Here is a 5,121-nt window from a genome sequence, read left to right as displayed (position 1 = left end):
ATCTCCCAGAGGCAGTGCATGAGACCGCGAGAGTCCGTGGAGCCGATGTACATTCCGGGCCGCTTGCGTACGGCCTCGAGGCCCTCCAGCACCGACAGGTGCCTCGCCGAGTAATCGGAACTCGCCACGAATGTCTCCTCACGCCCGGCCCGTCTCCAGGGCATCAAGGAATGGATGGGAGCCGGGCCGTGTTCTAGCTTAATGACAGCGGATGACACCGCTGCCGCACGACACCCCCCTAGAACTGGGTCTACGCGTTCAGCGAAATACAGGCCTTTTGTCGCCCCTTTGTAACATGGGCGTGTTTGTATAGGGATAAGAAATTTTTCGATTAGGGAACTGGAGGAGCATCTCATGTCACAGATTGCACCCGAAACAACTGCACTAGACGAGCTCGACTCCAGCCACCAGCTCACCGCCTCCGACCGCTGCGACAGCTGCGGGGCCCAGGCGTACATTCGAGTGGCCATCGGTTCGAGCGAACTGTTCTTCTGCGCCCACCACGGCAAGAAGTACCAGGAGAAGCTCGCCGCGGTCGCGAGTGACTGGCACGACGAGTCGGCCCGCCTTCTTCAGGACCACCGCTCCTAACCCAACGACGCTTCACCCCAGCGCCTCCGGCCTCGTGCCGGGGGCGCTGCGTGGTTAACTCGCCGGGTTAAGCGCCGACGTAGCGGCGCGGGATGCGCGGACTCAGCCGAGTGACGATCTCCTCGCCGATCGTGCCGAGGGAGTCGCCCCACTCCTGCAGGGTCGGCTCGCCGCTCGTGCCGGGCCCGAAGATGACGGCGGTGTCACCGCCGCGAATGACCGACCCACCCACGTGCACGGTGATGCTGTCGAGCGTGACGGCGACCACCGGATGCCGCGTGCCGTTGATGGCCACGCCGATGCGCCCGACGGCCCAACCGGAGACGCCGTCCCCGGCGCCGATGGCGATCTCGGCGAGCGACTCGTTCACGGCGAACACCGGTGCCGTGAGCGTCATCACCGGCTCGAGGCCGAGAGAGTCGGCCGTGACGCCCCCGCCTGGCGAGATGCCGTAGGAGAACGCACCGATCCGCACCAGGTCGAAACGGGCGTCCGCACGGGCGAATGAGGCCGCGCTCGCGGCAAGATGGCGCACATCGAAGGCTGCCCCCAGCCCCTGGGCCACGCCGATCGCCTCGTGGAACCGCTCGATGGCCTCGGTATCCTCCCGGTCGGATGCCTCGGCGATGTGGGTCCACACTCCGACGGTGTCGACTGTGCCACGGAGTTCGACGGCCCGAGCCACCAGCGCCGGCCAGTGTTCGACATCCGCGCCATTGCGGTGAAGGCCCGTGTCGATCTTCAGGTGCACTCGGGCCGGCGAGTCGGTCGTGGCCTCCGCAATCTGATCGAGCTGGTCGATCGTGGAGACGCCGAGGTCGATGCCGGCCGCGATCGCCCGCGCGTAGTCCTCCCGCGGCGCGAACAACCAGGTGAAGATCGCGACGTCCGTGTGGATGCCGCCCTCGCGCAGGCGCAGTGCCGTCGCGATGTCCAGCGCGCCGATCCAGCCGATTCCGGCGTCGACGGCGGCGTTCGCGATCGGCAACAGTCCGTGGCCGTAGGCATCGGCCTTGATGACGGCCATGACGCCTGCCGGGGCGACCCTCGTGCGGATGCGGGCGAGATTGCGTCGGTATGCCCCGAGGTCGACGCTGAGTTCCGGGCCGCTCACACGAACACCCGCGGAAGATGAGTGCCGAACACCGTGGTGACTTCACCGGCGCTCACGCCGAGCCGGGCCGCCCAGGATGCCGCGGAGGGCTCTCCGCGTCGCCCGTCGCCGAACACGACGGCTTCGTCGCCCACCGACGCGGTGTCCGTTCCCAGGTCGAGCACCAGGGCGTTCATCGCGACTCGCCCGGCAATCGGGCGCTGCTTGCCGCCCAGGAAGAGCGTGCCCAGGTTGCTCGATCGCCGATCGAGCCCATCCGCGTAACCGATGCCGATCAGCGCGAGGTTGGTTCGCGCCGGCGCGCGCCAGGTGAAACCGTACGACACGCCCTCCCCGGCCTCGATGGTCTTCGTGCCCACCACGAGGGCGCTCACCCGCATGGCGGCGCGCAGTTCGAGATCCTCGGTCAGGCCGTACAGTTCGGCGCCGGCCACGTACGAAAGCTCCCGATCGCTCCCGCCGGGCGTCGCCGCGCCACCGAATGACTCGGTCTCCGAACGGAGGCCAGACAAACCGCGCGTGGTCGTGATGTCGGTCAGCTCCTCGAAATCGCCGAGCTCCCGCGCATCGTCGAGGTCGCAGGTGGCGAGGGACCGAACCCCGCCCTCGATGGCCGCCCGTGCGACGCCCACGGCTCCGTGTCCGTAGCCGTCGCCCGCGACATCCGCCGTCAGAAGCCGCGGGAAGACGCGCGCGGCCAGCACCGCGGCGTTGTCGCGAATGGCCGCGAGGTCGATCTGCGCGCTGCACACCACCGAACCGGGCATCCGGGCGTCGCTCACCGTCATCACCTCGTGGTTGTCGAAAGGCCTGGAGAGCCTAGATCCTCGAGAATACGTGCTTGGCGTTGGCCGCGATCACTTCACGCGCCCGCGCGGCGAAACGATCGAGGTCGGCGTTCGTGGTCGCGGGCGCGTAGTCGAATCCGCGACGCGCCGCGATCGAACCGATGATCGCATCCGTGAGCAGCGGATTGAGGGGAAGCACGGGCCCGCCCACCTGGGTGCCGATGCTCGTGCCGTCGAGAACTCCCTCGACCGCGCCCTCGCTGTTGCCGGTGCCCGCCTCGAGGATGCCGAGCGGCTTGGCCTTCGCGTCGAGCGACCAGCGGGAGGCGTTGTCTTCGAAACCGACGACCTGCCCGAAGGGGGTGTCGACAATCACATAGCCGACCGAACGCTCCGGGATGCGGGTGGACCGGAACGGCAGGATGCCGAGGCCGTCGATCGTGCTGCCGTCCAGCAGCGTGATGGAGCGGCCGAGCAGCTCCGCCCCCGACCCGTAGGCGAACACGGGAACCTCGGCCGCGCGGTAGGCCCGGAGTCGGTCGGCGAGGGAGACGAGGTCGTCGTAGACGTTGCGCATCGCCGAGAGGGGGCCGTTCCCCACCACGACGAGGTCGACGTCGTTCGGGAGCTCGTTGCCGATGTGGTGTTCCACCACGGACACGGTGAGGCCGGCATGCTCGAGGCGGGCGCGGAGCGCCATCACGTTTCCGCGGTCGCCGGCGACGCCGAGCTCGTCCGGGTACAGCTGAACGATCGTGACCGTGGTGTTCATCGCTGGTTCTCCAGCTCGAGGAAGCCGATCTGCTTTCGCGCGAGCATCATGATCTCGTAGTTGACGATCCAGGTCTTGAGGCCGGTGGACGGCTTCGGGAGGGCACGCATGAGGTCGATCGCCTTCTTCAGGTCGGGCTCGACCGCGCCGATGGCGATCCCCTCGTGCTCGAGCCGCAGCGCGATCTGCCAGGCCTTGGCACCGGTCACGACGTCCACGTGGTCGAGGGCGGCGAAGTCGATGTCGTAGATCCAGGAGATGTCCGGGGTGCCCTCGTCGATCGCGAGAAGCACCTGTTCCGGGGGCTCGGGGAGCGCGTCCAGGTTGAGCTGAAGGCTCGCCGCATTCTTGAACATCACGAACTCGACCTGTTCGTTTCCGAAGTCGAGCAACTCGCCGCGACCATAGGCAGGCTTCATGGCGGCGAAGGCCGCGGCCGAGGATGCCGCGTCGAACCTGTCGCCCAGGATGACGGCAGCGGTCGCAAGCGCCGCGGCGGCGTCGATGGCGTAGTGCAAGCCCTTGGCGGGGAGAGTGACGTCGATCGTCGCGCCCGCGACCTCGATCGCGGCTCCGGCGCGATCCGTCGCGACCAGCTCCGCGAGGGCGTCGTGGTGCTCCGGCTCGATAGCCGCGTCCCGGTAGTCCTTCGCGTTGAACAACCCGTGCGGTGCCCGCGCGATGAGGTCGGCGGAGGCTCCGAAGTAGCTGATGTCGGGACCGGTGGTCGCGTCCCCGTCCGGGTAGCGCCGAGCGATCTTCGAGAGGTACGGATCCTCGCGGTTGGTCACGATGTGCAGTCGCGCCTGCTGGGCGGTGTCGAGCATCATGTCCGCGACCCGCTCCGTCTCGTAGAAACGGTAGAGCTGGTCGACCTGGGTGTTGAGCACGAGCACTGTCGACGGCGGCACGGTCGCCGCAAACTCGAGCGCGAACGCCTCATCCACTTCGAGCACCCCGATGTCGGCGTCGAGGCGCCCGAGAACGCTCGACTCGGCCAGGATCGACGACGCTATCCCCTGCGGGAGGTTCGCCCCCGACGGGTTCGTGAACACCCGGAGGCCGTGGCCGCGCAGCACCTCGGTGAGCATGTGCGTGGTCGTGGACTTGCCGTTCGAGCCGAGAACGTAAACGATCCCGTACTCGAACTGTCCGGTGACGTCTTCGAGAAAGCCGGGCGCGAGCTTCGTGGTGACGTAGCCCGGAAAGGCCGAGCCGCCGCCGCGAAGCTTCGCGAGGGCGCGCACGGTCTTGCCCAGCACCACGGGCACGAAATACTTCAGACCGCTGGGCTTTCCCCCGCCGGCCGATTTACTCAAGATAGTCGCGCAGCGACTGCGACCGGGACGGGTGGCGGAGCTTCGCCATCGTCTTGGACTCGATCTGGCGAATGCGCTCCCGCGTCACGCCGAAGGTGTCGCCGATCTGGTCGAGCGTCTTCGGCATTCCGTCGCCCAGTCCGAATCGCATCCGGATCACGCCGGCCTCGCGCTCGGACAGGGAGTCGAGAAGCGACTCGAGCTGCTTCTGCAGCATCGTGAAGCCCACGGCATCCGCGGGAACGACGGCCTCGGTGTCCTCGATGAGGTCGCCGAACTCGCTGTCGCCATCCTCGCCGAGGGGCGTGTGCAGCGAGATGGGCTCTCGGCCGTACTTCTGCACCTCGATGACCTTCTCGGGAGTCATGTCGAGCTCGCGGCTCAACTCCTCCGGAGTCGGTTCGCGACCGAGGTCCTGCAGCATCTGGCGCTGCACGCGGGCGAGCTTGTTGATGCCCTCCACCATGTGCACCGGGATGCGGATGGTGCGGGCCAGGTCGGCCATGGCGCGGGTGATCGCCTGGCGGATCCACCAGG

At 67.7% G+C, this 5,121-nt stretch carries 6 protein-coding genes; 1 reads left to right on the top strand and 5 read right to left on the bottom strand.

Going from position 1 to position 5,121, the window contains the following annotated elements:
• Positions 1-354 precede the first annotated feature (354 nt).
• Positions 355-591, top strand: coding sequence for a hypothetical protein (locus ACHZD8_RS16365; protein WP_394771495.1), 237 nt, complete (start codon positions 355-357; stop codon positions 589-591).
• Between the two features lie 67 nt (positions 592-658).
• Here the strand turns inward: ACHZD8_RS16365 and ACHZD8_RS16360 are convergent, their stop codons facing one another.
• From ACHZD8_RS16360 to ACHZD8_RS16340, 5 genes are all read right to left on the bottom strand, one after another.
• Complete coding sequence (locus tag ACHZD8_RS16360; RefSeq protein WP_394771494.1) at positions 659-1,705, bottom strand: alanine racemase; 1,047 nt, start codon at positions 1,703-1,705, stop codon at positions 659-661.
• Positions 1,702-2,487, bottom strand: a complete 786-nt coding sequence (locus tag ACHZD8_RS16355) for an alanine racemase (RefSeq protein ID WP_394771493.1) — start codon at positions 2,485-2,487, stop codon at positions 1,702-1,704. The genes ACHZD8_RS16360 and ACHZD8_RS16355 overlap by 4 nt, the downstream gene beginning before the upstream one ends.
• 37 nt (positions 2,488-2,524) lie before the next feature.
• Positions 2,525-3,265, bottom strand: a complete 741-nt coding sequence (locus tag ACHZD8_RS16350; RefSeq protein ID WP_394771492.1) for a type 1 glutamine amidotransferase — start codon at positions 3,263-3,265, stop codon at positions 2,525-2,527.
• Positions 3,262-4,584: a MurT ligase domain-containing protein gene (locus ACHZD8_RS16345; RefSeq protein WP_394771491.1), complete on the bottom strand. Its 1,323-nt coding sequence runs from the start codon at positions 4,582-4,584 to the stop codon at positions 3,262-3,264. Before ACHZD8_RS16345 ends, ACHZD8_RS16350 begins: the two co-directional genes overlap by 4 nt.
• On the bottom strand, positions 4,577-5,121 hold a 545-nt coding region (locus ACHZD8_RS16340; protein ID WP_394771490.1), incomplete at its 5' end, for a sigma-70 family RNA polymerase sigma factor. The genes ACHZD8_RS16340 and ACHZD8_RS16345, both read right to left, overlap by 8 nt.

The sequence above is a fragment of the Lacisediminihabitans sp. genome (genome assembly GCF_043726815.1).
Taxonomy (GTDB): Bacteria; Actinomycetota; Actinomycetes; order Actinomycetales; family Microbacteriaceae; genus Lacisediminihabitans.
The sequence above is the reverse complement of the archived record's forward strand: the minus strand, read 5'-3'. Positions and strand labels throughout refer to the sequence as shown.

Bases quoted from the DNA above. Each gene is read 5' to 3' on its own strand.
- ACHZD8_RS16365 (WP_394771495.1), top strand. From the start codon at position 355: ATGTCACAGATTGCACCCGAAACAACTGCACTAGACGAGCTCGACTCC.
- ACHZD8_RS16350 (WP_394771492.1), bottom strand. From the start codon at position 3,265: ATGAACACCACGGTCACGATCGTTCAGCTGTACCCGGACGAGCTCGGC.